Raw genomic sequence first — 26,375 nt, 5'->3', positions numbered from 1 at the left:
TTAGATAAAGCCGCCGCCAAGCGCCAGACGCACCGATGCGATCAGGAACACCACAAGACAAAAGTTGCGGCCCCCGTCGCTGGACGACAGCGCGCCAAAGATAATCCCGATCACAATCAGCGGCAAGGCAAGCCAGTTGCCCCAGCCAAGAAGGGGGATGGTCGAGGGGATGACGATGACAAGGCTGATGAGCCCGAAAAGATAAGCAAGTATATTTCCCATGTGTGTTATATGGGCAGCACACCCTCACGGTTCAAGACCATCCTTGTTCAAGGGCGCGCCTTCAGGTCCTGTTTAACAACGTAATTGACGGTTCAGCCGCGCTCCCCCAAAAGATCACCAACACGCGCATTGACGCATTTCGGAGAGATACCTTTGGCCTACCGTAATTTCGCAAATTCTGATCTTTCACGCCGTTCGCTTTTGCGTGGCTCGGCCTATGCCGCTGCTGGTGCAACATTGGCGACGCTGCCGTTCGGGCGCGAGTTGCTGGCGCACAGCGTTGATGAAAGCTGGCCCAACGTGGCCGCGATGGCGCGAAAGTACCTTGAGAGCCGCAAAGTTGCGCAGATGTACCTCACCTTCGGATGGGGTCAGGAAGACCATGCGCACCACGTCGGCGGGGGCACATTGGCTCTGAATTCCGACGTAGCTGTCGATGAAAATACGCTCTACCGCATCTATTCGATGACCAAGCCGGTGACCGGCATGGCAGCGATGATCCTGATCGATGAAGGCGTGATGAGCCTTGACCAGCCGATCCACGAGTTTCTCCCAGCGTACAAAGATATGATGGTGCAGGTCGAATATGACGGCGCCATCACTGAGGAAAACCTTGAGCCTGCGAAGAGCCATATCACGGTTCGCCACTTGCTCACCCACACGGCGGGCATCGGTTATGGCATCATCCAGAAAGGCCCGATTGTCGAGGCTTACAATGAGGCAGGGGTTGTCGCAGGCCGCGTAACGCGTCTGCCAATTCCGGGCATTTTCCGCGGTGATCCTGCGCCCAGCCTTGAAGCCTTTGCCGATGAACTGGCCAAATTCCCGCTCGTCCTGCAACCGGGCACGAAATTCAGCTATTCGATGGGCCTTGATCTGCTGGGCCGTGTCATCGAAGTGGCAAGCGGTCAGCCGTTTGATGAATTCCTGCAAGAGCGGATTTTTGGTCCTTGCGGCATGGACAGCACGGCATTCTTCGTCGCTTCCGAAAATGTGGAACGCTTCACAGACAATTACGGCCTTTTGAACGGAACCGCCTTCCCGATCGATCCTGCGGCAAGCTCGGTTTATCTTGAAAAAGGCGCGTTCCCGACGGGGGGTGCGGGCCTTGTCTCCTCTCCCAAGGACTACGACCGCTTCCTGCGTATGCTTCTGGGTTACGGCAAACTTGGCAACACCCGCTTGATGAGCGAGCCTGCGGTGCGGCTGGGCGTTTCCAACCTCTTCCCCAAAGGGACAGACCTTTCCGGCACGTGGATGGAAGGTCAGGGCCACGGCGCTGGCGGGCGCAGCGTCAATGGCACATTTGGCTGGGGCGGAGCGGCAGGGACGCTTGCGGCGGTCGATTACAATCTGGGCCTGCGCGCATGTCTGTTCACCCAATATATGCCGTCCGATGCTCTGCCCGTTCGCGACGAATATATGGCCGCGATTGAGGCTGACACGGCAGCGATGCGCGCCAAGAAAGCGGCTTAATGGCCAGAGGAGCGGAAGGCTATAAGGGGCACATCGCCTTTGCCGGATCGCCGATTGACCGGGCGGATAATATCCGTGCGGATAAGGACGCGCTTGGCGGCTTGATGAACTGGAAGGCAAAGTTTCTTTTGCTGGATTCATTGATGCCGCTGCTCGATGATAGGGGGCGTCTTGCGTGGGGCACGCTTGCCGATGCGCCCGAAGATGCAGAGCTGGTGTTCCTTGGCATTGACCGAGAGGGCGGCGGCGAGAAGGCGTGCTTTGCCGCTGTTCCGGCCAAAGGAGATGCCTCTCCGCGCATGGCCAACCCTCGGCTCTGGGCGCTTATGGCGAACCTGGACCCGGGTGATCTGGCGCTTTACGGCGGGGCGCGCAGCCTCATCGATTGGCACGCGCGCCACCGGCATTGTGCGCAATGCGGCGCTCCGACAGAAATTGCCAAGGGCGGTTGGCAGAGAAATTGTCCGTCGTGCAGCTCGCAGCATTTCCCGCGCACCGATCCTGTTACCATCATGCTCGCCGAATATGAAGGCAAACTGATGCTTGGCCGGGGACTTGGCTGGCCCGAAGGGCGTTTTTCCGCGCTGGCTGGCTTTGTTGAACCGGGTGAAACCATCGAAGAAGCGGTGGCGCGCGAAGTGTTCGAGGAATCGGGCGTCCGGGTGCGCGATGTCGAATATGTCGCAAGCCAGCCCTGGCCTTTCCCAAGCCAGCTGATGATTGCGTGCCATTCTTATGCCGATGACGATGCGCTTGTCATCGACGAGACCGAGATGGCCGAGATCAATTGGTACACCCGCGAAGAAGTGGGAAGCGCGTTAAAAGGCGAAGGGCCCTTCCACGCCCCGCCGCCCCATGCAATTGCGCATAATCTGATGCAATGGTGGCTGGATAAACCCGCATGAGTGAGCCTCAAAAACTGACCATCGACATTTATTCCGATGTCATGTGCCCGTGGTGCGCGATTGGATATGGCCAGTTGGGGCAGGCCTTGGGCCAGCTTGAAGGCGAGATCGAAGCCGAAATCCGCTGGCGCCCGTTTGAGCTTAATCCCGACATGCCGATTGAGGGCGAAGAGCAAGAGGCACATCTCGCTCGCAAATATGGCCGCTCTGCCGAAGAAGGCGCGAAAATGCGCGGGCAGATGCGCTCTATTGCTGAAAATGCAGGCGTCTCGCTCACCTATGAAGGCGGCGAAGACCCGGCACCGCCAGCCATGATGTGGAACACGCGCGATTGTCACAAGCTTCTCGGACTGACGCTTGAGCAAATGGGTCCAGAGGTTCAAACGAACCTCAAACTCGCTTTGTTCGAGGCCCATTTCAATCAGCGCCGCGACCTTTCCAAGCACGATGTGCTGGTCGATATTGCGGCCAGTGTCGGCGTCCACCGGGGCGCTGCGAAGGCCGCGCTTGAGGATACAGAGCTTGAGGCGCGTGTCATTGCCGAAGAACGCCAGGCATCGGACCTCAACATCAGCGGCGTTCCTGCGATGATTATCAACGGCAAATTCATGGTGCCGGGCGCGCAAGGGCCAGAGACTTATGTCAATGTCCTGCGCAAAGTGGCCGAAAAATCGAGGGGGTAAAACTCTTGGGCGTTCTCCGCATTGCGGAACGGATGGACGAGTTAAACGCTAGTTACAAAAACGGCGCGAGCTCAATCGAGGGTCACGAGCAACATGACGTTCGTTTGACCTTGGAGAGGGCTCGGCGCAGGGCGGCAGAAAAGAACAGGACTTAGGGAAAACACGATGGGGAAATCGGTGAAAAGCTTGGCTGTTGTGGCGTTCGTCACAGTGATCGCGATCGCGTTCTCGGGCTTTGCGGGGAGCGGCAGTGTCGATGTATTTGGCAGTCCCGCGATGTATCTCACCGGGTGGCTGGCGCTGGTCATCAACTGGGTTGCCTTCGTCCCTTCAGCCATCGCAAAGAGCGACAAGTTTTACGACACGGTCGGCGCGATCACATATCTGTCGGTCACAGCCTTTGCCGTTTACGCAGCGATTGCGCACCACGGCGGCCTTGATACGCGCAGCATGGTGGTTGCCGCGATGGTCGCGGTCTGGTGCATTCGCCTTGGCACGTTCCTTTATATCCGCATCCATGCCGCAGGCGGCGCGGACAGCCGGTTTGACAAGATCCGGGTCAATCCGCCTCGCTTTCTCGCGGCGTGGACATTGCAAGCGCTCTGGGTGATCCTGACAGCGTCGGCAGCCGTTGCGATCATTACCTCAGAGGCGCGCGCGCCCATCGATGTTTTCTTCTATGCAGGTGCGGCCATCTGGCTCGTCGGCTTTGTGTTCGAAACGGTCGCTGATGCGCAGAAAAGCGCGTTCAAGAAAGACCCCGCAAACAAGGGCAAATTCATCAATGTGGGCCTTTGGCGATGGTCGCGTCACCCCAATTACTTTGGCGAGATTACTTTGTGGTTCGGCATGTTTGTGATTGCGATCCCTATCCTTTCGGGCCTTTCATGGCTGGTCGTGATCTCCCCGATCTTTGTTTACCTGCTGCTGACCCGGATCAGCGGGATCAATTTGCAGGACGAGCAGGCGAAAGAGCGTTGGGGCGATGATCCGGCCTATCAGGCCTATCGCAAGAACACGCCGGCGTTGTTCCCCAAACCGCCTTCGGCGTGAAATCGCCCTTTGAGATTGTGAAGCCTTGCGATACACCTTCTGCGGGGATCGTCATTGACTAAGGAGAGCCTTATGGCCCGCACACCTTCCCTTTCCGTTTTTGCCGCTGTTTCCGCCTTTGCACTGCTTGCTGCGTGTAGCGGCGGTGCAGGAAATGGCGCCGAAGAAACCGCCGAAGAAACCGCAGCACCTGCGGGAGATGCGCCCGCAGAGATCAAACAGCGTCAGGACAATTTCGAGGCCATCGGCGACAGCTTTAAAGCGATCCGCGAACAGCTTGAAACTGACGCCCCAGATTTTGCGGTGATTACGCCAGCGGCCGCTGACATCAATGAGCGGTTGAAGCGTCTGCCCGACCTCTTCCCCGCAGGATCGAGCATGGAAGCAGGTTATGACACAGAAGCACTCGCGGTGATTTGGGAAGACCCTGAAGGGTTTGCCAAAGCCATCGAAAATGGCATCGCGGCAAGCGAAGACATGATGGCAGCAGCGGCCACTGGCGATCCCGAGGCGGTTCGCGGACAGGTCGGCAACCTTGGCAAAAACGGTTGCAAGGCGTGCCACGACAAATACCGCGTCGACGATGATTGATCGCGCTGACGGTTAGCCTTCGATGACCACTCATGCGGTAAGGATTTGGGACTGGCCGGTGCGCTTGACGCACTGGTCTTTCGCTCTGCTTCTGCCTGCGATGTATATCACTGCCGAAAATTCCGAATGGGGCTGGCATATGCGGCTGGGCCATGTGCTGCTCACGCTCATCATATTCCGCGTCATTTGGGGGCTCATCGGGACCGACACGGCACGCTTTTCCAGCTTTGTGAAAGGCCCCGTTGCTCTCCTCACATACCTTCGCGGCGGCTATCCTCATAAAGAGCACAAGGGCCACAATCCATTGGGCGCGTTTGCGGTTCTGGCGCTGCTGGGATTGATGCTTGCGCAAGTCAGCATGGGCCTTTTCGCAGGCGATCCCTATGATGGCGCGACCGGGCCTTTGAACCCGCTTGTCGGGGTGGGAACAGCCGATTTCCTGACCGAAACGCACGAGTGGTTTTTCTGGGTCGTCTTCGGCATGGTGGGCCTGCACATCACCACCGTGGGGCTTTACGGAGCATTCCAGGCGCAGAACCTGATCGGCCCGATGATTGCCGGGAAGGGCGAGAAGGCGCTGAGCGTCGAAGACAATCCCCCTGCACCATGGGGCAGGGCGCTAGGCGCGCTGGCTGTATCGGGGGGAATCGCGTTCTGGGTGTATCTGGGGGCGCCGCTGCTCACTTGACTTACACGAAATCGGGAAAGGCGAGCCGGATTTCCTGCGCTGCGTTCTCCGGGTAACATGCGCCGTGGGCAAGGATCAGGGCCTCAGGCTCCAGCAGTAACATCGCTTCCAACCCAGACTTGAGCGCCTCGCTGTACGGGCGAAGGGCAAAACGCATATCAATCGATGGTTGCCCGTGCGGGCCCGCTGCGCCCCCTAGCTTCAGGAACAAACGCATGAATGGGTTCTGGATGCGCTTCGCTTCGTAATTCATCATCAGATCGGTGACGATCATCGTACGCGAGGCGCGGTGGAAGAACACGCTTTCGGTGAAATCCCCAAGTTCAAGCCGCAAATGGTCAATGTCTGTGCTCCATGGGCCATCAACTTCGCTTGTCAGTGGCGTGTTCGCAGGCACCTCGGTCCTATCGGCTAGTCCAGTGGCGGCGAAGACATGCGCGTCGGGATAGGCGTCAGCCCAGAGCTTTAGGAAAATGAAATGGTTTTGGTTGGGGGCAACCAGATGAGCAACCGGTCCAACCTGCGCTAGCTCCTTACCCAATCCTTGTGTGAGTTCCACGGGCGAATGCACAAAGAGCGAACCGTCGGATAGCCGAATGACCGTCATGCGCGTGGGGCAGGGCACTTGCAGCGGACCAAATCCGTACCGCACCTCTGGGCCGTCGACGATCCAGATGTTTTCTCCCCACGGTTTGAGGGTAAGAAGCGGCTCATATGGCCGATATCCGAGCGCGGTCGGCACGCTAGACCAATCCCAGCCTCTCAAGTTTCGCTGCAAGCTTCCCCGGCAGTGCATCGCCAATATCCTCGCCCGCGTCCAGATCGCGGGGGGGATCGCCTTTGAGATAGCGCCAGCCCTGATGCGCGCGCTTGGGGCGGGGCTCTACCCGCACGAGTTCGGGCTTCATCTCGATCAACCAGCGCCTGCTGTCGGTTTGCGAAAAGCCGATAATCTCGGAGCGCGCAACGATGGCGTGCTGGTGGATCCAATAGAGCGACCCGCCAATGCACTGCTCCCATTTAATGGGACGGTTCTTGGTGGTGAGATAAGGCGCGCGCCCACCGGCATACCAGCTTTCCAGCTCGGCATAGCTTTGCGCGCCATAGGCGATTTTCGTCAGATGTACGGGCATAGGTGCAACTTAAGAAGTTTCCGCTTGATTGCGAGGCAACACCTTAAGCAATCCCCGAGACATTCGAGAGTTCCGCCCCTACTCTCTTATATTGACGCTCGTTTATAATGGCGCCCGTTTATAGTGGAGCAAGCCCCGCCGCGACCGCCAGGCCCAGAAACGCGAAAAAGCCCATACTGTCGGTAATCATGGTGACAAACACGCTTGATGCGACCGCAGGGTCTTGGCCCATACGCTCGAAAGCCACCGGCACCAGCACGCCCGCAAGGCCCGAGATCGCGATATTGACCACCATGGCAAGCGCGATGACTGCGCCCATCTCGGGGCTGAAAAGCACGCCTGCCGCAATACCGATCAGCACCGCAATCGTTGCCCCGTTGAGCAATGCAACGCGCAATTCGCGCCAGACAATGCGCCATGTGTTGGCCCGCGTCAGCTGATTGGTCGCAATCGCGCGCACCGCGACGGCCATGGTCTGCGTGCCTGCGTTTCCGCCGATGCTCGCCACAATCGGCATGAGAACAGCAAGCGCCACCAATTCCTCAATCGCAGCGCCAAAAAACGCGATAATGGCCGACGCCACCACGGCTGTTCCAAGGTTCGCGACAAGCCAGCGCACGCGGCTGGAGTAAGCCTCACGGATCGGTTCGTTAATGTCGCCATCGCCCGCACCAGACAGCAGCAGCGCATCCTCGCCCGCCTCTTCGGAGATGATGTGCACGACATCGTCCACCGTCATCTGGCCTACCAGACGCCCGCTTTCATCCACCACGGCGGCAGAAATCAGCGCGTATTTCTGGAACATCAGCGCGACCTCTTCCTGATCGGTCGTTACCGGGATCAGGGTCTGGTCGCGCTTCATCACATCGGTCAATTTAATCGCGCGCGGCGTCGTCAAAATCCAGTTCAGCGCGCAAGTGCCGACCGGATGGTGCGAGGCATCGACCACGAAGACCTCGTAAAAATCATGCTCCAGATCGCCTTCGTCGCGAAGGTAATCGATCAAATCGCCGACCGTCAGATGCTCCGGCACCGCCATAACGTGGCGGTTCATCAGGCGTCCGGCGGTTTCCTCTGGATAGGACAGCGCGCTTTCAACGGCGGCCTGTGTCTCAGGCTCCAGCTCGTCGATGATCGCTTGTCTGTCGGCCTCATCAAGGTCTTCGAGCAGTTGGACCGCGTCATCGGTATCCATCTGCTCTGTGATGGTGGCAACGTCCGCCGGGGCAAGCTCCTCCATCATCAATTCGCGAACGTGATCGTTAAGCTCTGCGACCACTTCTGGCGTCATCAAATCGGTAATCGCCGCCGCCAGATTGGCGCGGTCGACTTCTTCGATCAGTTCGAGAAGGTCAGCCGTGTCAGCCGGGTGAAGCGGTTCGACAAGGTCGTAAACCCCTTGCGTATCCCCATCCCTCAGCGCGTCTCGCACCCTGGCGACATAAGAGCGTTTTAGCCGGTTTTCCTCATCGTGGCGCTCATCATCGATCCGGTCATCGGGACGAACCGCGTCCTTGGCCATTTCCTCCACGTCCGTGGCCATGCGGATTTCATCAAGGGAGGTGGGATCGACCATGATTAGGGTGTTTAGATGGGGCGAAGTGAAAAGCAAGCGGGTGACGCAGATAGGTGACGCAGATAGGTGACAGGCGCGCATCACCTGCTAAAGAGCGGTTCAAACATTCAGGAGATTATTGGAAATGGCTGAAAAACTCACTTTCACCCTCGATACAGGTGACGGCGCAGGTAAAGACGTTGTGATCAAATTGCGCCCCGATCTGGCCCCCGGCCACGTTGCGCGCATTACCGAGCTTGCAGGCGAGGGCTTTTATGATGGCGTGGTGTTCCACCGCGTGATTCCGGGCTTTATGGCGCAAGGCGGCGACCCGACCGGCACCGGCATGGGCGGCAGCGAAAAGCCTGACCTGAAAGCTGAATTCAATTCAGAGCCGCACGTCGAGGGCACCTGCTCAATGGCCCGTTCGCAAATGCCTGACAGCGCAAACTCGCAGTTCTTCATCTGCTTTGAAGACGCTGGCTTTCTTGATGGCCAGTACACCGTTTGGGGCAATGTCGAGAGCGGCATGGAACACGTCCACGCCCTGCCAAAGGGTGAGCCACCCAAGGCTCCGGGTAAAATTGTGAAAGCGACCGTGGCATAAGCCTGCGTTCAGCCAATCGATTTCAAACAAGCGCTCGTCCTGATATTGGTCAGGGCGGGCGCTTTTCTTTGAGTCTGGGTAAGTTTTGATGATGCCGTTTCGCACTGCAATCGCATTGCTTTTTCTGACGCTAAGCGCCTGCGCCACGATCCCCGATATCTCGCAATCGCGATCTCCGTGCCGGATGGAGCCGGGTGGGTGGTGTTCTTTCGTGCGTGAGGGGGCGGTAGAGGCTTATCCTTACGCCATTGCCTCTCTGCAAGCCTATGAGGGGGACCGTGACCTTTATACCGGGCCTATTCCCATGCTGGAGGCGCTCGAGGCGCTGCCGATTGATCCGGATGCGAAGGACAAGGGCTTTGGCTATGTCTTGTTCAAGCAATTTGCGCCCGGCACTTACGGTGATGCAGGCCGCCAGCCCATTGCGCGCATATTCGCGTTTCGTGGGACGGACTTCGACGGGTTTACCGACATATTCTACGGCAGCTTGCGCAATGATCAGATCAATCTGGCGGTCGAAGCCTTTGCCGCCGAGGCGGCGCGTTTTGATGACAGCGTGCCGTGGGTGGTGACAGGCCATTCATTGGGCGGGGCGCTCGCCACGGAAGTCTCTGTTGCGAACCCGCAAGTGCGCGCCTTTATGTTCAACACCTCGCCCTTTTACGGGGGTGATGCCATGTCCAATGACGTGAGGCGCACCGTCTTTAACGAGCGTGGAGAGCTGCTGCGCCGTTTTGCCAAGTTCAAATCCGCGCCTGCGGCCGAAGTTTACACGATCAATTGCCAGCCCGGCACAGATCCGATCAAGAAGCATTCGATGCGGCGGCTCGTCGATTGCCTGACGTGGATTGCGGCCTATTCCGACAGGCACGCGTTCCAAATGGTTGAAACGCAAAGGATTGAACGCCCCATGGTGGAGTGCAGGCGCGAGCAGCCGGGGCACCCGGGGGTCGCCCACCGCGAGATCACGCCTTGTGTGCACCAGTCGCGGCCAGACAAGGATAGCGAACCCGACGAAGCTGACGATTGACGTAGTGATTGAAGCCGTGATTGAAGCCGTGATTGAACTGGGGCGCTTCTGCGGCTAGACGCGCCGTCACCATGAAACCGACCACAGATCCCCGCCTCGCTCCTAACGAGAGCCCAAAGACCTACCGTGTCAAAAGCTTCGGCTGCCAGATGAACGTCTATGATGGCGAACGTATGGGCGAGCTTCTCGACGAAAAGGGCCTGACGCCTGCGCCAGAGGGCGAGGATGCGGATCTGGTCGTGCTCAACACCTGTCACATTCGCGAGAAGGCGGCGGAGAAGATTTATTCCGACATTGGCCGCCTGACCAAAGGCAAGACGCAGAAGAAAGCGCCGATGATTGCGGTTGCCGGATGCGTGGCACAGGCAGAGGGCGAAGAGATCATGGCGCGCGCGCCTGCTGTTTCCATGGTGGTTGGCCCGCAGGCCTATCACCGGCTGCCCGATATGCTGGATAAAGCGGTGAGGGGTGAGCGGGCGACCGATACCGATATGCCCGCGATTGCGAAATTCGGCGCTTTGCCAGCGCGCAAGCGCCGTTCTCCAACCGCGTTTTTGACGGTTCAGGAAGGGTGCGACAAATTCTGCACCTATTGCGTCGTCCCATACACACGCGGCGCAGAAATTTCGCGACCTTTCAACGATTTGATTGGTGAGGCTCGCAAGTTGATCGAAGCGGGCGCACGCGAGATTACCCTGCTGGGCCAAAACGTCAACGCATGGGCGGGCGAAGATGATGTGGGGCGTCCTGTGGGACTTGCCGGTCTGATCCGCGCGATTGCAAAGCTCGATGGGGTGGAGCGTATCCGTTACACCACCAGCCACCCTAACGATATGGAAGATGACCTTATCGCAGCGCATGGCGAGGTCGATCAACTGATGCCGTATCTGCATCTGCCCGTCCAATCGGGCAATGATCGGGTTCTGAAAGCGATGAACCGCGCGCATACTGCGGAAAGCTATCTTCGCCTCCTCGAACGCTTCCGCGAGGCGCGGCCTGATATTGCGCTGTCGGGCGATTTTATCGTTGGTTTTCCGGGTGAGACCGAGGCCGAATTTGAGGACACGCTCTCCCTTGTGGACGAGGTGCGTTACAGCCAAGCCTTCAGCTTCAAATACTCACCGCGCCCCGGCACTCCGGCGGCGACAATGGACAATCAGTTGCCGCGCGAGGTGATGGATGACCGGCTTCAGCGCCTGCAAGAACGGCTCAACCGCGATCAGCGCGCCTTTAACGATGCGCTTGTTGGCAAGACTTGCGACATTCTGGTTGAACGCAAAGGTAAGCTTCCCGGCCAATGGCTTGGCAAAGCGCCCTGGCTGACCAGCGTGTGGTTTGCCCAAGAGGGTGGGGACACGGTGGAAATTGGCGATATTGTCTCGCTTAAGCTTGTCGATGCTGGACCCAATTCGATCGAAGGGCGACTGATCTAAGGGGCTGTTTTAAGGGGCTGTGAAATCTAGCCGCCTGCTTCGTTTGCTTCCTGCTCTTTCAGGATCGCAAGATAGCGGTCCACCGCCGTTGCGATGATCTGCGGATCGCGGCTGGTGCTGGGCAGTTCGTAAAGCGATGTCAGATACGCCATGTCGAAATCGGTGATCGCAGGGGGCGCGAACTCTTCGTTGAACAGGGTTAGGATCGTTGGCGGGGTATTGGCGTCGCTTGTCACTTCATCGCTGACCGAGGCAAGAATGCGGACAGAGGCATAGTCGGCGATCTGACGAAGGGTTTTCTCCTCCAGCGCCGCCGTTTCAATCAGCACAACCGCGCCCACCATGGCCGATTGCTGGCGATTGATGCGTGATGCGCGTTCGGTCTGGTTCACAAGGCTGCCAAGCCCGCGGGCGCGGTCGCCTGATCCTTCGACCACGGCTTCGGTGCCGTCTTCATTGAGCGTGCTGAATGCGTGCCACGAACGCACGGCATCCGACCCGCGATAAATCCGGTCGCGTTGATAGCTCTTGAGCCCTTCGAACAGCCATTTCTGTTCTTCTTCAAGGGTTTTGACCGCGTCGTTCACGTTATTAAGGAAGCCGACAAAGGCGTTTGCCTTACAATCAGCCCCTGCAATTCGAACGCCGCGCAAAGCCTGCGCATTTTCTTCAATGCGCGCTTTCACGACTTCGGCGATGTTGTCGGGAAGGCCCGATACCATCACACAAAGCGGCGCACGGAAACGGGCTGCTGGAAGACCTGAGCGGGCGGGCAGATTGATCTGGCGGCCGATGCGCAAAACCCGCTCGCGCGTGCTTTCTCCGCTGTCATTCTCAAGATCGCCTTCAACGATGATCTGGTCAGAACCTTGCTCTTGTGGGGTGGTATCTTGCGCAGCGGCGGGGGTGGCTGCTGCGGCAAGAACTGCTGCACATATTGCGGGGACGTGTGCGGGTAGGGGCCATTTCGTCATCGGTCTTGGATTTCCCATTGCTTTGACGCCGCTTTTGCAGGCGTGCGGATGAACGACGTCTTATGCGCACACTACAAACGGGCGGGCCAATGTATCCCCACTATCGATCAGCCCGGCGCAAGCTTCGACGATCGGAGTGCGCAATCGACCAGCGGCAAATGGAGCCCGACGAGTTTCATTGGCTGCGGGCACGGTGCGGATCGTCACTCCTTGGCCCCGTACGCGCTGTTGGGGTCTTCTCCTTCAGACTCTTCACCCTCAAGCCGCACTGCGCGCCGGGCGATATTGCCGTAGAACAGCGACCGGCTTGCGGTTGGCGAGGTTTCATAGAGCATCGACACAAGCGAGCGGTCGAAGTCGGTCAGCTCCTCTGGCGCATCTTCATCCTGAAACAGCGTCAGGATCGTATCGGCGGCGGGCACTTCTTCGGGCGATAGTGCGCGCGCGTTTCCAAAGGTGCGCATTGAGGCATAGTCGGCCAGCTGTGTGAGGGATTTGCCATCCGCTCTGCCAAGCTCGATCAGGACGGTTGCACCTGCAAGCGGATTGGGTTTCCTCCTGAGGCGAGAGGCATAGTAGGACTGGTTTGGGCCGTCGGCAAAGGCGAGGCGATCTCCTGCGCTGCCTTGAGAAGTGGGAACGGCGACCGGACCGGGCAGGCGCGCGGGACGATAGGTCCATGCCCGCACCGGGTCTTTTTCCTCAAGCACCCTTATGCGTTCATAGCTTTTCAAATGGCGCAGCACATCGGACCTGCTGTTGAACCATGTATCGGCTGTTCCCTGCTCTTGAGGCACGAAAATGACCGATGTGTTGTGTTTGCAATCCTCTGGCACGTCCACGCGGTTCAATCCCAGGCTCACTGCGTTTTCGCGCATTCTTGCCTCGATCACCTTTGCCGCCTCTTCGGTAAGGCCGAAAACTCTGGGGCACATCGGTTCGGCAAATTTGGCGATGGTTTGAGAGATGCGCGGTTTGTTCAGCACGTCTTGAGCCAATTGGCGCAGTTCATTGCGGCGTTCGCGAAGGTTTGTGTCCCCTTCAACCACGATTTCGGCTTCGCTTTGTGGCTGGGTGTCATCTTCTTGGGCAAATGCGGGAGACGCGCTCAACAAGCTCAATAAGGCGCCAAACAATGCCGGGGGCACGAACGGCCTAAGAGTTTTCATTTGCTCTCCTTCGCCCCGCTCCAACCGCCAGTTCAGAGCATTTAAGGCCCCGCTTTCAGGATTGGTATGCCCTGTTACCGGTCGCCGGGCCTTTGTGCTTTTACTGTTTCAATGGGCATCACAGTGATCACAGAACTATGAACTGTTTGTGACTTTCCCCAACAACGCTACGCCCCCACGCTTGCCAAGCTCGAAAAGCCGCCTACCTTTCCGACTCGACACAGGCTTTTCTCTGGCGAAAAGCGAAACCGCAAAGGACCCTATGGGACGCAGACCCACAACAAAGCACGACGGCCATGCACCCGGTGCGATCGATCCATCCGTATTGCCGGAAGCGATCAATTCCAACCAAGCCTCGAGTACGAGGGGAGGCGAACGGGCCAGGGCTGAGCTCTCTTTCGAAAACCAATCGCTTTTGGGCGCGCTGTTTGGGCAGTTTGACGCCAATCTTGTGCAGGTCGAAAACCGGTTGAACGTGTATATTCACGCACGCGGCGATCAATTGCTGATCGAAGGCACGCAAGACGCCGTGGCCCGGGCGCGAGAGACGCTGATCACTATGTATGACCGCCTTGCGATGGGACAGGACTTGGACAGCGGCGCGATTGAAAGCCTGATTGCGATGTCAAACGAGCCCACATTGGAAGGCATCATCAGCGGCGAAAAGGAAGAGCCGCCGATCATGATCCGCACAAGGCGCAAGACCATTGTCCCGCGCTCTGCGACGCAGATCACCTACATGCGCAGCCTTTCGCGCGATGACATCATCTTTGCGCTTGGCCCTGCGGGGACGGGTAAAACCTATCTCGCCGTGGCACAGGCCGTCTCGCAATTGATGACCGGCAGTGTGCAGCGCCTGATACTGTCGCGCCCTGCGGTAGAAGCGGGAGAGAAGCTGGGCTTTCTTCCCGGCGATATGAAAGACAAGGTCGATCCTTACCTGCGCCCGCTATACGATGCGCTGTACGATTGTATGCCGCCAGAACAGGTCGAGCGCCGGATCGAAAGCGGCGAGATTGAAATCGCTCCCATTGCGTTCATGCGCGGGCGCACGCTCGCCGATGCGTTCGTCATCCTTGATGAAGCGCAAAACACCACGCGCGAACAGATGAAGATGTTCCTCACCCGCTTTGGCCAGAACAGCCGGATGGTGGTTTGCGGCGATCCGCGTCAGGTCGATATCCCGGGCGGCGACCGTATGAGCGGGCTTACCGATGCGGTCGAGAAGCTGGAGCACACCGAAGGGTTTGGCACCATCCGCTTTACCGCTGCCGATGTTGTGCGCCACCCGATTGTGGGGCGGATTGTCGAGGCGTATGAGGGCAAATAGCGGTAAGCGGCTCAATCACTCCGTCACACGGAGCTTTGCAATCTTCTGAGCGATGGCGCGAAAGGCGTCTTCCAATGCTTCGGAATCATCCGCCGAATACGCTCGTCCCGGGGTCGCGCAATCAATCAGGTTCTGGGTCAGGGCCGTCCCAAAAGCGACAACCCACACCGAGATATTCTGATTGCGCGCTGCCCTGCACGCCGCCTGAAAGCGGGCAGAATGCTTGTCAAACACCTGCTGAGGGTCGATCCCATCGTGCACGCGCCGATCCCACCAATGGATGCCATAGGGCGTGTAAACCATCTCATTGGGCGACAGCTCACCATCGGTTAAATAGACGATATGGCGCGCAAGCTCATCGCCATTTGGCGCGCTCGCATTATCGGCTGAGAAAATGCCGTTCGGGGCAATAAACCGCGCACCCCAGATCATCCCGATATCGTGATAGGTCGCTCCATCGGCCCTCAGGCTGTTGACATAGCTTTGAAGATTGCCGCGGGTCATATCATCAAGCCGCTGAGCTGCGACCGGACAAGAATAGATCGGCCGGGCAAACTGCACATTGGGATCATCCACGCGCACATCGTCGCGGGTATAGGTCCACCATTGAGATGGATTGCTTATTCGCCTCCATGTCAGATCGCGAAGCGCAGGTTTCCAGCGTTCCCCCTCATTGGACGGGACCAGATTGATATCGAGGTCCCTTGCACCTGCGGGAATGGGATCAAACGAGGAGGCGTCCACCGTAGCCGCTTCCTCGATACATCCATCCCATGCGACCGTCGCGTTCGCGAAATTCCAGCCGGTGGGCACTTCCATCCGGTTGTCGTCATAGAGCGAGGCGAGGTTGTAGGTCACTGGCCGGTAAACCCATTCAAACACCTCTTCGGCTTGTTCGGTAACCGTTATGGTAGATGCAGCGTCATAGTGGTTTTCAACGATTGTCAAAACGCACGCGCCCGTGCCGATGTTGTAAGTTCCACCGCCGCCTGTGAACTGCGCGTACCTTACGGTGCCGGTATAGGTAAGGGTGCGAGGGTTGGAGCCTGTCATAGAGACCTGCGTCCAGCCCGCCTCATTGCTCGAGACGAAATTATCGTTTGATTGCAGGTTGTTGTAGTTAATCACACAATTGTTGAACGAGCTTTGCACTGTCACATTATTCTGCCGGCCTTGCTCAGTGAAATTGTACCCTTCGCCAGTGCGTGAATAGTTGATCGCTGTCCTTTGCCAGTTGCCAAGGACCATCTCGCCTTCGCGCGATTGATATGTGTGGCTGCCTGCCATCCAACCGGGGTTTTCGTCCAGGATCGCAGCGCCCACATTCACGCCTGAGGAATAGGGCATCACGCCAAAGCGCACCTGAGCGCGCGGGGACGTGGCGTCTTCGACTGTGTCGTAAAAAGTGAGCGTTGCATCGCGCACACCTTGGATGCGCGAACCCACGCACTCGATCCAACGCCCATTTACCTGGCCACAATCGTTGCCAGCCGGCGTCCACGCCATCGAACCGGTGGTGTCGATCACAAACATGATATCGGTATTGGAAATGTTGATATCGGCCTTGCAGCTGACCGAAAGCCTGTAATTCTCAAATCCAAAAGCAGCCATGATGGACGCAGGCAAAGTGCCGGTCGCAGTGCCGCTTACCTCTCCATCTTCGGCCGTGTAATTGCGCGTCAGGTCTTGTGTTCCGAATATGTCTTCGGGGAAGTTCTGATCGAAGAATTCCTCCCCCTTCTGGCGTGCCTCATCGGTCAAAGTGTCGGTGAGCATGGCATAGCGCGCAGCCAGGGCGCCTGCATCGCACGCCGCCTGTAGCCGGGTTTGCGCCATGTAAAACCGGCTTGTGTCGATCCCGCCGCCAACCATTGCCATGACCGGCACCATGGACGCCGCCGAAAAGGCAAGCGTATTCGCAGTCGCATCGCTCGCAATCCGGCGAAAAAGGGAGGGGTGGTGGGTGTTCTCGTGGTCCATGGCTTGCACTGCAGATGAAACATCGGACGGTCTGGTAAGAAGGCTTCGTGCCAGACAAAAGCCCGATGAAAGTCAGACAGATACAATCGCACAAGGCGTGTGAGGTCACCCTAAGACGAGAATGGGGATGACCCCCTAGAAGTCATCCCCAAAACCTTAATGCCAATTCGAAACCTTGCCGACAGTCAGTCGACAATTGGAAGAGCAGCAGGGCTATTGCGCTGGCTCAGCGCTGGTCTGTGCACCCTCGACTTTGGACTAGGAAATTGGCCAGAACAGCCGGATGGTGATCTGCGGCGACCCGCGCCAAGTGGACATCCCCGGCGGTGACCGCATGAGCGGCCTTGCCGATGCAGTCGACAAGCTGGAGCACACCAAAGGCTTCGGCACCATCCGCTTTACTGCTGCCGACGTGGTCCGTCACCCGATTGTGGGGCGGATTGTCGAGGCGTATGAGGGCGAGTGATTTGTCGAGGGTTCCGTTTTACCAAGCATAAGATTGGCGAAGTGACAATAATTCCGGGGGAAATTGAGAGAAGCACAAAGACCTTGGCATAGTTGTTGTGTTGTATTGTGGAAAATTAGGGATTCGCAAAAATTACAGATATGGATTTCACTTGCCGATGTGTTAAGTCTCTGGTCCACACGAAGGGAGACGGGTCTTGCGAAAGCCGATTTTCACCACAGCAGCAGCGGCAATCGCTCTAGCGGTCGTCACCGCCTCACCAGCTCAAGCGCGCTATTTACAGACCGACCCCATCGGATATGAAGATGATGTCAATCTCTATGCATATGTCGAGAATGACCCGATTAACGGAGTTGACCCCTTAGGGCTTTATAAATGCGGCAGTAGCTTGTCGGAGGGTCAATGCGAACAATTCGAGCAAGTTCAAGATGAAGCCATTGAGATGCTCGAAACAAGACTGGATACTTTGGAAGGCGCAAGAGACGCATTAGCCAATGGTGACAGCCTGACTGATGCTCAAGGTCAGGCACTATCGGATTTGAATACTTTCTTTGGAACTGAGGGTGAAGGCATCGAAGGTGTCGACACAGCCTTGGGCTTAGGGCGCGCTATTCTGGGTGAATTCAAAGGCGATAAGCCCGCTGTTCTCGGTAATCATGGGGACATGTATCGGTCAGAATTGGGTGGTCGAGCTCTGTCCCTTGGCCGTGGCTTTTTTGCTGCCTCAACGGGACGGCATGACCGCTTGCAAGGCCTTGCCCACGACGCCGCTCATACTTCAGGACGTGCCCCGATAGATTTCCAAGTTAATCTTCGAGATGGAACCACAATTGGAGAGTATGGTATGCGCAACGCGATCAGGCGTGCTCAGGCCGTGCCGGCAAGGACCATTCGCCATCCTGACTCGATCCCTTACGCACTCGGCTTTAGGCGTAATCGCAGATGATGAGGGCGCTGCTTCTTACAATAGCAGGTTTGATATTGAGCTCGGCCTGCTCTCAGTCAGCATCTGACTCGTTGAGAGAATTCGGAGATATATCGGTTTCTGACCCGAGAGTGGTCGATAATCAATTGAAGGTCGATATTCTGAACGAAACAGGGCAGGAACTTTGCTATTTTGAGGATGGCCTATCTTATGGCCCCAATTCCATAGTTGGTAGCTCTGGTGAGACTAATATTTCTCGCCCAGCAATTGGCAATCAGACTCTTGAAATGATCAAGCTCTCCTCGACAAACAGATACGACTTTATTCTAAAGGAAGTCGGTCACGGACGACATGAAATCTCAATCAAGATCACTGGCCAATATCCAATTCAAAGTGGCGACGATCTATCGTTCGATCTAATCTACTGCAAGCCTGAACCTGATGGGAAACACCGCTCATTAATCTACCAATCTCGATTGAAGTAGAACCTTACTATGAGGGACATTGTCCATCTTTTCTATGTCATAGGCTTTTTCCTATTATCTTCCTTGCCCGCTGATGCTCGGGCGTCAGTATCCACCTTCGAAATTGTCCGTGCTGTTCTCTCCGCACCGGATAGTGAATTGAGCTACGAGCGGGCAAAACTGACCTTCGATGCGCTAATCGCACCAGAGCAGGACGAGGCGGCGGTGAGGGCCGAAATTGACCAACTCGCTATTGCCGCGACACGCATCGGGGCGGGCGGCAACGATATCGCCGAGCTTCAGGCGGTACGGCAGGTCATTTACGAAGCGGGCGCATGGAACGGGAACAGGCCGTTCGTCTACGACCATGACGACCCCTATGGGCAAACCTTACGCAACAAGCTCCTCGCAACATACTTCGACACGCGCCGAGGCAATTGCGTCTCGATGCCGATTTTGCAGCTTATTGTGGCCGAGAGGCTGGGGCTGAACGTCTCGCTATCGACCGCACCGCTCCATGTGTTCATGCGCTACACCAACCCGACCAACGGGCGCCGCATTGCGATAGAGTCGACGAGCGGAGGCCATCCCGCCCGAGAGAGCGAATATTTCGAGCAGATGGGCGTCACACAGGCGCAGGTGGACAGCGGTATCTACCTCGGCGTGCTCACCAAGCGTGAGAGCATTGCCGTCATAGCCAGCACCGTCACCGAATGGTTGATGAGCGAAGGCCGCTATGATGAAGCCATAGCGGTCGCAGACGTGCTTCTCGAATACTACCCGACCGATGTTCACGCCATGCTGACACGTGGCTCTGCACATGGCGAATTGCTACGCACAGAGTTCATCGAGCGGTTTCCGAACCCGCAGTTGATACCGCCAGCTTTGCGCCCGCGCTTTCAGATGCTCGCCAGCCAGAACGCCGCCGCCTTCCAACAGGCGGAGGCGTGGGGCTGGAACGGGCCGGAGTAGTCAGTTGCGTTTGGCGCAGCTGAAACGCGCGCTTTCCTACTGCACCCCTGTTGGACTATGTAGCGCGTTATGAACCCTGCCATTGCACCTTATTTGATGCTGCCAATTCGCCTGCAAATTGCACCGAAAGCTTTTTGGCCTCTGGACAGTGTGTCAAGTGTGTCAAAACTTGGCGAAAATCGCTTTAATTCAATGGAATGCCGTTGCAGCTAGATATCGATCTTGAAGACTGGCCAGAAGGGGGCTGGCCCCCTGAAAAATGGGAGGCTTTGGCGCAGCTTTGCGCGGGCACTATTGCGACGGTCACGCCCGAGCTTGCGAACGAGCGCCTGCACACCAGCGTGCTGTTCACCTCTGACGAAGAAGTCCACACGCTCAACCGCGAATGGCGCGAGCGCGACAAGCCGACCAATGTGCTGAGCTTTCCGATGCTGAGCCGGGACGAGCTGTTAGAGATTGAAGCAGACGGACCGCCGGTGATGCTGGGGGATATTGCGCTTGCCCATGAAACGTGTGCGCGCGAGGCGGGGGAGAAAGGCATTGCTCTGGACCATCATGCCGCGCACCTCATCATCCACGGTTTGCTCCATCTTGCCGGCTTTGATCACGTTCACAGCGATGAAGAGGCCGAGGCGATGGAGCAATTGGAGATAACGGCTCTTGCCAAAATGGGGATCGCGGACCCATATGGGGATAGACCTCAAGACGAGGGCACATCGGAAGGGCCCAAGGAGCAAAATGCCCGATAGCAGTAGCAGCGCCCCCGCGGGAGACGCGGAGAGTAGCAGCGGCATATGGACCGCCCTTAAAAGGGTGGTTGGAGCCGGTGAGGCAAACCGTTCTTTGCGCAAAACTCTCGAAGAGAAAATCGACGAGCACGAAGGCGAGAACAGCGACAACTCCGACGACACCGGCAACAGCGGTGGCGACAATGGCGATCTCTCGCCCGTCGAACGTCAGATGCTGCGCAATCTCTTGCACTTTTCAGAGCATGACGCCGATGATGTCGCCGTCCCGCGCGGGGAGATCATCGCGGTGGATGCAAGCCTGAGCTGGGACGAACTGGTCGCCGCCTTTACCGAACACGGGCACTCGCGCATGCCGGTGTACCGCCACACTTTGGACGAAGTGATCGGGATGGTGCACATCAAGGACGTCTTTGGTTATCTTGCGAAAGGCAAAGCGCCACCGCGCGACTGGACCGTTCTGATGCGTCAGCCGCTCTATGTTCCGCAAACACGCGGCGCATTGGATGTGCTTGCCGATATGCGCCTTCGCCGGGTGCACCTGGCGGTTGTGGTGGACGAGTTTTCCGGGACCGATGGCCTCATCACGATCGAAGACCTTGTCGAGGAGATCGTGGGCGAGATCGAGGATGAGCATGACGAAACGCCCGAAGAACTGATCGTGCCAATTGGCGAAGGCATGTGGGATTGCGATGCGCGCGCTGAGCTTGACGATGTCGCCAGTATTGTTGATCCGCGCCTGGCTGAGGTCGAGGAAGCGGTCGATACGCTGGGCGGTCTCGCGTTCGTTCTGGCAGAAGCGGTTCCGGCAGTGGGCGCGATGTTGGAACATCAAAGCGGTTGGCGCATTGAAGTCACAGCAGGGGACGAAACCCACGTCAAGCGACTGCGCCTGCACGCACCCGAGACATCTCTAGTCGAGAATGACTTGCAATAATCGCACAGACTTTCACTTTTTTTCGATTTCCCTTCGCATTTTTGCATCCAACCCGGTGCACTTTGCGTAGCTCCTGCTAAAGGAGCGTTAGTTTCATGCCATCACGTCGTCTTCCCCCTCTTCGCGCGCTCGAAGCCTTTATGCGCACGGTTCGCCTGGGCTCTGCACGAGCAGCTGCAGAGGAGATCGGCCTAAGCCCGTCCGCGCTTTCACGCCGGATCACAAATCTGGAAGAGTTTGTCGGCAAAAAGCTCTTCACAAGGGCGCGCCAATCGATGCAACTCACCGATGAGGGGCAGGCGTTCTATGAGGCGGTGAACCCGCATATGGAAGCGCTCGCCCGTGCTGTTGAAAGCCAGTCGGACAATATCGCGCTGCTGCGGCTGCGTCTGGGCGTGCTTCCGATGTTTGGCAGCCAGCGCCTGTTCCCGCGTCTTGGGGAGCTTCGCAAAAGGCATCCGCTGCTGCACATCGACATCGACACCGCGCCCCATCTTGAGGACCGTGTTGGTGATACGCTCGATGCCGCGATCATCCTGTCTCGCGGCCCGGCTAGCGGTCTTCACGCAGTGCGGCTTGACCACAACCTCGTCCATGCGATCTGTTCACGCGCAGCAGCTGGCGTAATTGGCGAGGAAATGAACGCAGAGGTGCTCGCCAAGCAGACGTTCCTGATCCACAACGAATTGCCTGAAAGCTTTGTCGCTTGGAAGAAAGCCAACGATCTTGAAGATCTGGAACCGGCGGCGATTGATCATTACGATTTAGGCGCGCTCATGCTCGAAGCGGCAGCGCAAGGGCTTGGCATTGCGATTATGCACGATGACCACCTTCGCCGTGCAGCAGACAACCGCCTGACGAATTTGCCCGGACCCGAGGTGCATAGCCCCTACAGCTATTGGTTCGTATGCAAGCCGACCGCGCTTGAAACACGGCCTGTGAGGCTTTTCCACGATTGGCTGGTGCGAGCTGGCTTGTAGAGAGGGGCTTGCAGAAAGGAGCTTGTAGGCAAGAGGCCGCTACGGCCCTTCTATCTCATGCACGGTTTTGCCCCCGCTCGCTGAGTAGCGAATGGGGGGCACGTCATGTGCAAAGCTACGCAGCGGCTTTCCCAGCGCTTCGCACAGCGCCTCTTCAATACGCCGGCGGCCCTCAACACTGATCGCTTTGCGGCCCTGATATTCGGCCGGGCTAAAGGGTTCGAGGAAATGGATGTGGAGTGGGAATGTGCCTTTGCGCGAAAGGACCCGCTTGGCGTTGTTAAGGCCATCCTCCTCGCCGATCCAACCAATCCATTCTGCAACCGTGCCATAGTCAATCAGAACCGGCTGAACCATAACGCCGGGAGGTGGCGGCTCAAGCACAGAAAGCATGCTGGTCTTGAACGGCAATAAGGATTGCCCGTCGGTTGTGGTCCCTTCCGGAAACACCGTTACCGACCAATTGTCCGCAAGTGCTTCTTTGAGAGCGTTGATTTGATCGGCAACGCTCATGCGCGCCTCACGCTTTACGAATACGGTGCGGTTCATCTTTGCAAGCCAACCAACAAGCGGGGCCTGTTCAAGCTCGGCCTTCGCAACAAAAGCTGTCCCGCAAGCTCCCGCCAGGCTCAAGATGTCGAGCCACGACACATGGTTTGCCATGTAGAAGACATCGCGTTTGAGGTGAGTGCCGTGAATATGGACCTTGGCGCCCGCAATTCGCGCCGTGAAGCGCAGGAACCACATGGGGAAGGGAGAACCGTAGGCAAAGACCCTGTATAGATAGTGCAGCGGAACAAACACGATAATCAACGTCGCCATAAGAAGCGAGCGGGTGATGATCCTCAGCCAGCCCCTTAGCGAAATGGGCGTGGTTTCTCCGCGAGCAGCTGCCACCCGAAGGCTCCAAGCAACTTCGCTCCCATGCGTTTGGGTAAGCGCACCTGGACACGGGCTAACGGTTGGTTCCTCGTTCATGAGACAGTGCTTTAGTCGCCGCGCGAGAGGCGCACGCCGTAAAGTTCCATGCGGTGATCAACCAAGCGATAGCCAAGCTTTTCAGCGATCTGTTTTTGCAACGCTTCGATCTCGGGGTCGACAAATTCGACCACATTGCCGGTTTCAACATCGATCAGGTGATCGTGGTGAGCCTCTGGCACAGGTTCATAGCGCGAACGACCGTCTCCAAAATCGTGGCGGTCAAGGATGCCCGCTTCTTCAAACAAGCGCACGGTGCGGTAAACGGTCGCGATTGAAATGCGGTTGTCGATTGCCGATGCGCGTTCGTGAAGCAATTCAACGTCCGGGTGGTCTTCGCTTTCCGAAAGGACTTTTGCGATGACACGGCGTTGATCGGTAATGCGCAGGCCTTTTTCGGCGCACAATTGTTCAAGATCGATTTTCTGGCTCACGCCATTTCATCCTTGGTAACGAGCTGCCGGATCACTCCAGCCGAAATCACACTGTTCCTTACCGAGGGTTGCGCAAATGCTCAAGTTTGGTCGCGCATGGTGCCTGTCGATAGATGTGCCCGGGGCTCCAAGGGGCTGGCCAGTTTCAAAAAAAGGGCGTTGCCGGCACTCGATGGCAGGCAACGCCCCATTTGCGTTCCAGTTGTGATTAGGCGGCTTTGCGGCGGCCTCGTGATGCGCCGGGCTTACGTCCCAGACCGATCTTCTTGGCAAGATCGCGGCGCTTTTCCGCATAGTTTGGAGCTACCATTGGGTAATCAGATGGCAGGTCCCAACGCTGACGATATTCCTCTGGGGTCATATCGTAATTGGTGCGCAAGTAACGCTTGAGCATTTTGAGCTTTTTGCCGTCTTCCAAGCAGACAATGTAGTCGGGCTTCACCGATGCACGGATCGACACGGCAGGTTCAGGGCGTACTTCAACCGCCTCAGGCTCTTCGCCCAGGGCCGCAAGCGCTCCATAAACTTTGGTAATCAGCCCAGGCACGGTGTCGACATCGACACTGTTATTGCTGAGATGGGCTGCGACGATGTCGCTGGTTAGCGTTATCAGCGTCTCTTTCATCTCTATCTCTAAGTTTTGCATGAGTTCCTCGATTGTTTAGTTCGGATTTTTCCGATTTTTGGGCCATGACTTACAAGAGTGTTAATTGCAAGTATGCCTCCAGCACCCGTGGCAAAAAACCTTGGTTCTGTCCAATAATTGGATACAATTATTGTTTAGATGCTGCAGCCAAAAGTAATCGCATCAACCCGTTCGCCATTGGTGAGACGATAGTAATTGGGGCGCGCTCCGATTGGTTTAAATCCAACTTTCTCATAGAGATGGATAGCGGGATTGCCTCGCCTCATTTCTAGAAAAATGCGGGTTGTGCCTCTGGATCGTGCGCTTTCAAAAAGTTTCTGGATAAGACTCTCCCCAAGCCCGCGACGACGAAAATCTGGCGTCACTGCAATCAAGAGCAGTTCTTCTTCATCGGCTGCTTGGCGTGTCAGAACGAATCCGGCAGGAGGCAGGGCGGCGTCTTCTGGCGAGTCGCCATCAATGATTGTGCCATTGGCATCAATGACAAGGCCTCTCGTGCTGGGCATCGACAATGCGTCGGTAATCTGGCGAACATTCCATGCTTCGCCAAAAGCCGGGTCAAAGGCCTTTTCCATCACCGCCATAATGCGCGCAATATGATGCCTGGACGTCGTCACGCCTTTGATCCCTTGGAGCCTTGCGGGGTTGCATCGGGTTCGCGGCCATAAATCGGGGAAAGATCGTGCAAAAGGCGAGTTTCATCGAGGAGATGCGCAGCGCTTGCATCGGGCAAAAGCTCCAATGCCATTCGTTCATCCTCGAACAGGCTGGCGAACTCTTTTGCGCGGTTGCCCACAATGACGTCTTGCGCGCCGCGGGCTAGAGCTTCCTCAGGTTTGAGCGATCGGACCGGCCCCTCGGCGCGGTCATTGGTAAAATCCTGAACGAACCATTCGCCGTGCCCGCCATTCATACACACGGTGACTTGGCGCGGCGTAGGTTGCCAGCTGCGAACAGCCACAAGCGAAAGTGTAGGGTAACCCAGCACCGGCGCGCCCCATGCAACGCCCAGCGCGCGGGCCGCCGCGATGCCGATGCGAACGCCGGTAAAGCTGCCGGGGCCAAGCGATGTCAGAATGCGGTCTGCGCGCCCATTGCCCGGAAGCGCCTCGATCATCGGGATAAGGCGTTCGGCATGGCCTCTGCCAAGTTCGCGGTGGTCACTGGCAATGCACTGCCCTTCGTCGAACAAAGCGACAGAGCAGGCCTCGCTGGCCGTTTCAATGACAAGTGTGCGCCCCGCAAATTGCATGACAGCGCCCTGCCTCAGGCAAGCATTATTCGCAAGTCGTCCAGAGGTTTGGGACGCAATTTACGCAGCGCGCACTTCGGTTACTTCGGGGACGTAGTGCTTCAGCAGGCTCTCGATGCCTTGCTTGAGCGTCATAGTGCTGGACGGACAGCCAGCGCAGGCCCCTTGCAAGGTGAGGTAGACGACGCCTTCGGAAAACCCGCGATAGGCAATATCGCCGCCGTCGCTTGCAACAGCGGGACGGACGCGGGTTTCGAGCAGTTCGTGGATTGAAGAGATAATCTCGGCATCTTCTTCGCGGTCTTCGACCATCAGGCCCAATTCTTCGCCGGGGACGTAAATGCCATCGGCGCTTCCACCCACAAACAGCGGCGCTTCCGAAACGAAATGGTCGAGCAGGATCGTCACCACTTCCGGTTTCAGCGCGCTCCATTCAGAGCCGGGCGCGGCCGTCACGGTCACAAAGTCATAGCCGAAAAAGACATTCACCACTTCGCCAGTGTTGAAAATAGCCTCTGCAAGCGGGCTGGCTTCTGCTGCCTCGGGCGAGGCAAATTCGCGCGTCCCTGCGGGCATGACAGTGCGGCCCGGCAGGAATTTGAGGCTCGAGGGGTTCGGGGTGGTTTCGGTTTCTATGAACATGCGCTCTAAATAGGCGCAATGGGCGCGTGCGGCAAGATGGTGTGTGGACGCGGGAAATTACACATATCATTCACTGGTCCTTCATGCCTTGGCTCCCTATACTC

29 protein-coding genes and 1 pseudogene are annotated in these 26,375 nt (G+C 57.3%); 17 read left to right on the top strand and 13 right to left on the bottom strand.

Annotated elements, in window-relative coordinates; all coding sequences use genetic code 11:
* Positions 1-222 carry a hypothetical protein gene (locus tag EH31_RS04220; protein WP_034958268.1) on the bottom strand — a complete coding sequence of 74 codons (222 nt, stop codon included), beginning with the start codon at positions 220-222 and terminating at the stop codon, positions 1-3.
* 153 nt (positions 223-375) lie between these two features.
* Between EH31_RS04220 and EH31_RS04215 the strand changes: the two genes are divergently transcribed.
* The 6 genes from EH31_RS04215 (at position 376) to EH31_RS04190 (ending at position 5,618) form a co-directional block, all read left to right on the top strand.
* Entirely contained in the window at positions 376-1,698 is a 1,323-nt protein-coding gene (locus tag EH31_RS04215; protein WP_034958266.1) for a serine hydrolase domain-containing protein, read from the top strand.
* Positions 1,698-2,603, top strand: a complete 906-nt coding sequence (gene nudC / locus EH31_RS04210; protein ID WP_034958265.1) for an NAD(+) diphosphatase — start codon at positions 1,698-1,700, stop codon at positions 2,601-2,603. The genes EH31_RS04215 and nudC overlap by 1 nt, the downstream gene beginning before the upstream one ends.
* Positions 2,600-3,286, top strand: coding sequence for a DsbA family oxidoreductase (locus EH31_RS04205; RefSeq protein WP_034958264.1), 687 nt, complete (start codon positions 2,600-2,602; stop codon positions 3,284-3,286). Before nudC ends, EH31_RS04205 begins: the two co-directional genes overlap by 4 nt.
* 165 nt (positions 3,287-3,451) lie before the next feature.
* Positions 3,452-4,339: a DUF1295 domain-containing protein gene (locus EH31_RS04200; RefSeq protein ID WP_034958261.1), complete on the top strand. Its 888-nt coding sequence runs from the start codon at positions 3,452-3,454 to the stop codon at positions 4,337-4,339.
* Positions 4,340-4,411: 72 nt separating this feature from the next.
* Positions 4,412-4,930 (top strand): c-type cytochrome, encoded by a 519-nt coding sequence (locus EH31_RS04195; protein WP_034958260.1) that lies wholly within the window; start codon positions 4,412-4,414, stop codon positions 4,928-4,930.
* Positions 4,931-4,952: 22 nt separating this feature from the next.
* Complete coding sequence (locus EH31_RS04190; RefSeq protein ID WP_034958258.1) at positions 4,953-5,618, top strand: cytochrome b/b6 domain-containing protein; 666 nt, start codon at positions 4,953-4,955, stop codon at positions 5,616-5,618.
* A 1-nt stretch (position 5,619) separates the two neighbouring features.
* Here the strand turns inward: EH31_RS04190 and EH31_RS04185 are convergent, their stop codons facing one another.
* From EH31_RS04185 to mgtE, 3 genes are all read right to left on the bottom strand, one after another.
* Positions 5,620-6,360, bottom strand: a complete 741-nt coding sequence (locus EH31_RS04185; protein WP_034958257.1) for a DUF4336 domain-containing protein — start codon at positions 6,358-6,360, stop codon at positions 5,620-5,622.
* 1 nt (position 6,361) lies between these two features.
* Positions 6,362-6,751, bottom strand: coding sequence for a DUF1489 family protein (locus EH31_RS04180; protein WP_034958256.1), 390 nt, complete (start codon positions 6,749-6,751; stop codon positions 6,362-6,364).
* A 118-nt stretch (positions 6,752-6,869) separates the two neighbouring features.
* Entirely contained in the window at positions 6,870-8,327 is a 1,458-nt protein-coding gene (mgtE, locus tag EH31_RS04175) for a magnesium transporter (RefSeq protein ID WP_034958255.1), read from the bottom strand.
* Positions 8,328-8,451: 124 nt separating this feature from the next.
* On the opposite strand from mgtE, the gene EH31_RS04170 reads away from it, so the two are divergent.
* The 3 genes from EH31_RS04170 (at position 8,452) to miaB (ending at position 11,376) form a co-directional block, all read left to right on the top strand.
* The gene (locus EH31_RS04170) at positions 8,452-8,913 is read left to right on the top strand and encodes a peptidylprolyl isomerase (protein WP_034958254.1); all 462 of its coding nucleotides are present in this window, start codon (positions 8,452-8,454) and stop codon (positions 8,911-8,913) included.
* Positions 8,914-9,001: 88 nt separating this feature from the next.
* On the top strand, positions 9,002-9,943 hold the full coding sequence (locus EH31_RS04165; RefSeq protein WP_034958253.1) for an alpha/beta hydrolase family protein: 942 nt from the start codon (positions 9,002-9,004) through the stop codon (positions 9,941-9,943).
* Between the two features lie 71 nt (positions 9,944-10,014).
* On the top strand, positions 10,015-11,376 hold the full coding sequence (gene miaB, locus EH31_RS04160) for a tRNA (N6-isopentenyl adenosine(37)-C2)-methylthiotransferase MiaB (RefSeq protein WP_034958251.1): 1,362 nt from the start codon (positions 10,015-10,017) through the stop codon (positions 11,374-11,376).
* Positions 11,377-11,402: 26 nt separating this feature from the next.
* Here miaB and EH31_RS04155 read toward each other — a convergent pair whose 3' ends face one another.
* Together EH31_RS04155 and EH31_RS04150 are read right to left on the bottom strand one after the other, a co-directional pair.
* Positions 11,403-12,350 (bottom strand): hypothetical protein, encoded by a 948-nt coding sequence (locus EH31_RS04155; protein ID WP_034958249.1) that lies wholly within the window; start codon positions 12,348-12,350, stop codon positions 11,403-11,405.
* Between the two features lie 203 nt (positions 12,351-12,553).
* Positions 12,554-13,519, bottom strand: coding sequence for a hypothetical protein (locus tag EH31_RS04150; RefSeq protein ID WP_152553449.1), 966 nt, complete (start codon positions 13,517-13,519; stop codon positions 12,554-12,556).
* A 262-nt stretch (positions 13,520-13,781) separates the two neighbouring features.
* Here EH31_RS04150 and EH31_RS04145 point away from each other — a divergent pair, with 262 nt between their 5' ends.
* Positions 13,782-14,849: a PhoH family protein gene (locus EH31_RS04145; protein ID WP_034958245.1), complete on the top strand. Its 1,068-nt coding sequence runs from the start codon at positions 13,782-13,784 to the stop codon at positions 14,847-14,849.
* 15 nt (positions 14,850-14,864) lie between these two features.
* On the opposite strand, the gene EH31_RS04140 is transcribed toward EH31_RS04145, so the two are convergent.
* Positions 14,865-16,829: a vWA domain-containing protein gene (locus tag EH31_RS04140; protein WP_034958243.1), complete on the bottom strand. Its 1,965-nt coding sequence runs from the start codon at positions 16,827-16,829 to the stop codon at positions 14,865-14,867.
* 268 nt (positions 16,830-17,097) lie between these two features.
* On the opposite strand from EH31_RS04140, the pseudogene EH31_RS04135 reads away from it, so the two are divergent.
* From EH31_RS04135 to EH31_RS04105, 7 genes and pseudogenes are all read left to right on the top strand, one after another.
* A pseudogene (locus tag EH31_RS04135) lies at positions 17,098-17,295 on the top strand (PhoH family protein); the annotation flags it as partial.
* A 196-nt stretch (positions 17,296-17,491) separates the two neighbouring features.
* Positions 17,492-18,241, top strand: a complete 750-nt coding sequence (locus tag EH31_RS04130; protein ID WP_034958240.1) for an RHS repeat-associated core domain-containing protein — start codon at positions 17,492-17,494, stop codon at positions 18,239-18,241.
* A 110-nt stretch (positions 18,242-18,351) separates the two neighbouring features.
* Positions 18,352-18,705 carry a hypothetical protein gene (locus EH31_RS17845; RefSeq protein ID WP_206742007.1) on the top strand — a complete coding sequence of 118 codons (354 nt, stop codon included), beginning with the start codon at positions 18,352-18,354 and terminating at the stop codon, positions 18,703-18,705.
* A 138-nt stretch (positions 18,706-18,843) separates the two neighbouring features.
* A complete protein-coding gene (locus EH31_RS04120) occupies positions 18,844-19,656 on the top strand; it encodes a transglutaminase family protein (RefSeq protein ID WP_161782120.1) in 813 nt (270 codons plus the stop codon).
* Between the two features lie 203 nt (positions 19,657-19,859).
* Positions 19,860-20,405 (top strand): rRNA maturation RNase YbeY, encoded by a 546-nt coding sequence (ybeY, locus tag EH31_RS04115; RefSeq protein ID WP_422110917.1) that lies wholly within the window; start codon positions 19,860-19,862, stop codon positions 20,403-20,405.
* Positions 20,395-21,339, top strand: a complete 945-nt coding sequence (locus EH31_RS04110; RefSeq protein ID WP_034958237.1) for a hemolysin family protein — start codon at positions 20,395-20,397, stop codon at positions 21,337-21,339. The genes ybeY and EH31_RS04110 overlap by 11 nt, the downstream gene beginning before the upstream one ends.
* Before the next feature lie 95 nt (positions 21,340-21,434).
* The gene (locus tag EH31_RS04105) at positions 21,435-22,319 is read left to right on the top strand and encodes a LysR substrate-binding domain-containing protein (protein WP_081853205.1); all 885 of its coding nucleotides are present in this window, start codon (positions 21,435-21,437) and stop codon (positions 22,317-22,319) included.
* Positions 22,320-22,358: 39 nt separating this feature from the next.
* On the opposite strand, the gene EH31_RS04100 is transcribed toward EH31_RS04105, so the two are convergent.
* The 6 genes from EH31_RS04100 to EH31_RS04075 form a co-directional block, all read right to left on the bottom strand.
* On the bottom strand, positions 22,359-23,297 hold the full coding sequence (locus EH31_RS04100) for a lysophospholipid acyltransferase family protein (RefSeq protein WP_081853204.1): 939 nt from the start codon (positions 23,295-23,297) through the stop codon (positions 22,359-22,361).
* A gap of 11 nt (positions 23,298-23,308) precedes the next feature.
* Positions 23,309-23,731 (bottom strand): Fur family transcriptional regulator, encoded by a 423-nt coding sequence (locus EH31_RS04095; RefSeq protein WP_034958236.1) that lies wholly within the window; start codon positions 23,729-23,731, stop codon positions 23,309-23,311.
* Between the two features lie 208 nt (positions 23,732-23,939).
* Positions 23,940-24,356 carry a Ros/MucR family transcriptional regulator gene (locus EH31_RS04090; RefSeq protein WP_422110913.1) on the bottom strand — a complete coding sequence of 139 codons (417 nt, stop codon included), beginning with the start codon at positions 24,354-24,356 and terminating at the stop codon, positions 23,940-23,942.
* Positions 24,357-24,511: 155 nt separating this feature from the next.
* Entirely contained in the window at positions 24,512-24,994 is a 483-nt protein-coding gene (locus EH31_RS04085; RefSeq protein ID WP_422110912.1) for a GNAT family N-acetyltransferase, read from the bottom strand.
* Entirely contained in the window at positions 24,991-25,629 is a 639-nt protein-coding gene (gene tsaB / locus EH31_RS04080; protein ID WP_034958233.1) for a tRNA (adenosine(37)-N6)-threonylcarbamoyltransferase complex dimerization subunit type 1 TsaB, read from the bottom strand. Before tsaB ends, EH31_RS04085 begins: the two co-directional genes overlap by 4 nt.
* Positions 25,630-25,689: 60 nt before the next feature.
* Positions 25,690-26,271: a NifU family protein gene (locus tag EH31_RS04075; RefSeq protein ID WP_034958232.1), complete on the bottom strand. Its 582-nt coding sequence runs from the start codon at positions 26,269-26,271 to the stop codon at positions 25,690-25,692.
* Positions 26,272-26,375 lie beyond the last annotated feature (104 nt).

The organism is Erythrobacter longus (genome assembly GCF_000715015.1).
GTDB lineage: Bacteria > Pseudomonadota > Alphaproteobacteria > Sphingomonadales > Sphingomonadaceae > Erythrobacter > Erythrobacter longus.
Note: the sequence above shows the minus strand (reverse complement) of the source record. Positions and strands in the feature narration are given on the sequence as shown.

Coding starts and splice junctions, on each gene's coding strand:
- EH31_RS04110 (WP_034958237.1), top strand. CDS start 20,395: ATGCCCGATAGCAGTAGCAGCGCCCCCGCGGGAGACGCGGAGAGTAGC.
- EH31_RS04220 (WP_034958268.1), bottom strand. CDS start 222: ATGGGAAATATACTTGCTTATCTTTTCGGGCTCATCAGCCTTGTCATC.
- EH31_RS04140 (WP_034958243.1), bottom strand. CDS start 16,829: ATGGACCACGAGAACACCCACCACCCCTCCCTTTTTCGCCGGATTGCG.
- EH31_RS04150 (WP_152553449.1), bottom strand. CDS start 13,519: ATGAAAACTCTTAGGCCGTTCGTGCCCCCGGCATTGTTTGGCGCCTTA.
- EH31_RS04200 (WP_034958261.1), top strand. CDS start 3,452: ATGGGGAAATCGGTGAAAAGCTTGGCTGTTGTGGCGTTCGTCACAGTG.
- EH31_RS04165 (WP_034958253.1), top strand. CDS start 9,002: ATGATGCCGTTTCGCACTGCAATCGCATTGCTTTTTCTGACGCTAAGC.
- miaB (WP_034958251.1), top strand. CDS start 10,015: ATGAAACCGACCACAGATCCCCGCCTCGCTCCTAACGAGAGCCCAAAG.
- EH31_RS04155 (WP_034958249.1), bottom strand. CDS start 12,350: ATGACGAAATGGCCCCTACCCGCACACGTCCCCGCAATATGTGCAGCA.
- EH31_RS04195 (WP_034958260.1), top strand. CDS start 4,412: ATGGCCCGCACACCTTCCCTTTCCGTTTTTGCCGCTGTTTCCGCCTTT.
- EH31_RS04105 (WP_081853205.1), top strand. CDS start 21,435: ATGCCATCACGTCGTCTTCCCCCTCTTCGCGCGCTCGAAGCCTTTATG.
- nudC (WP_034958265.1), top strand. CDS start 1,698: ATGGCCAGAGGAGCGGAAGGCTATAAGGGGCACATCGCCTTTGCCGGA.
- EH31_RS04170 (WP_034958254.1), top strand. CDS start 8,452: ATGGCTGAAAAACTCACTTTCACCCTCGATACAGGTGACGGCGCAGGT.
- EH31_RS04145 (WP_034958245.1), top strand. CDS start 13,782: ATGGGACGCAGACCCACAACAAAGCACGACGGCCATGCACCCGGTGCG.
- EH31_RS04180 (WP_034958256.1), bottom strand. CDS start 6,751: ATGCCCGTACATCTGACGAAAATCGCCTATGGCGCGCAAAGCTATGCC.
- EH31_RS04190 (WP_034958258.1), top strand. CDS start 4,953: ATGACCACTCATGCGGTAAGGATTTGGGACTGGCCGGTGCGCTTGACG.
- EH31_RS04205 (WP_034958264.1), top strand. CDS start 2,600: ATGAGTGAGCCTCAAAAACTGACCATCGACATTTATTCCGATGTCATG.
- mgtE (WP_034958255.1), bottom strand. CDS start 8,327: ATGGTCGATCCCACCTCCCTTGATGAAATCCGCATGGCCACGGACGTG.
- EH31_RS04075 (WP_034958232.1), bottom strand. CDS start 26,271: ATGTTCATAGAAACCGAAACCACCCCGAACCCCTCGAGCCTCAAATTC.
- EH31_RS04090 (WP_422110913.1), bottom strand. CDS start 24,356: ATGAAAGAGACGCTGATAACGCTAACCAGCGACATCGTCGCAGCCCAT.
- EH31_RS04100 (WP_081853204.1), bottom strand. CDS start 23,297: ATGAACGAGGAACCAACCGTTAGCCCGTGTCCAGGTGCGCTTACCCAA.
- tsaB (WP_034958233.1), bottom strand. CDS start 25,629: ATGCAATTTGCGGGGCGCACACTTGTCATTGAAACGGCCAGCGAGGCC.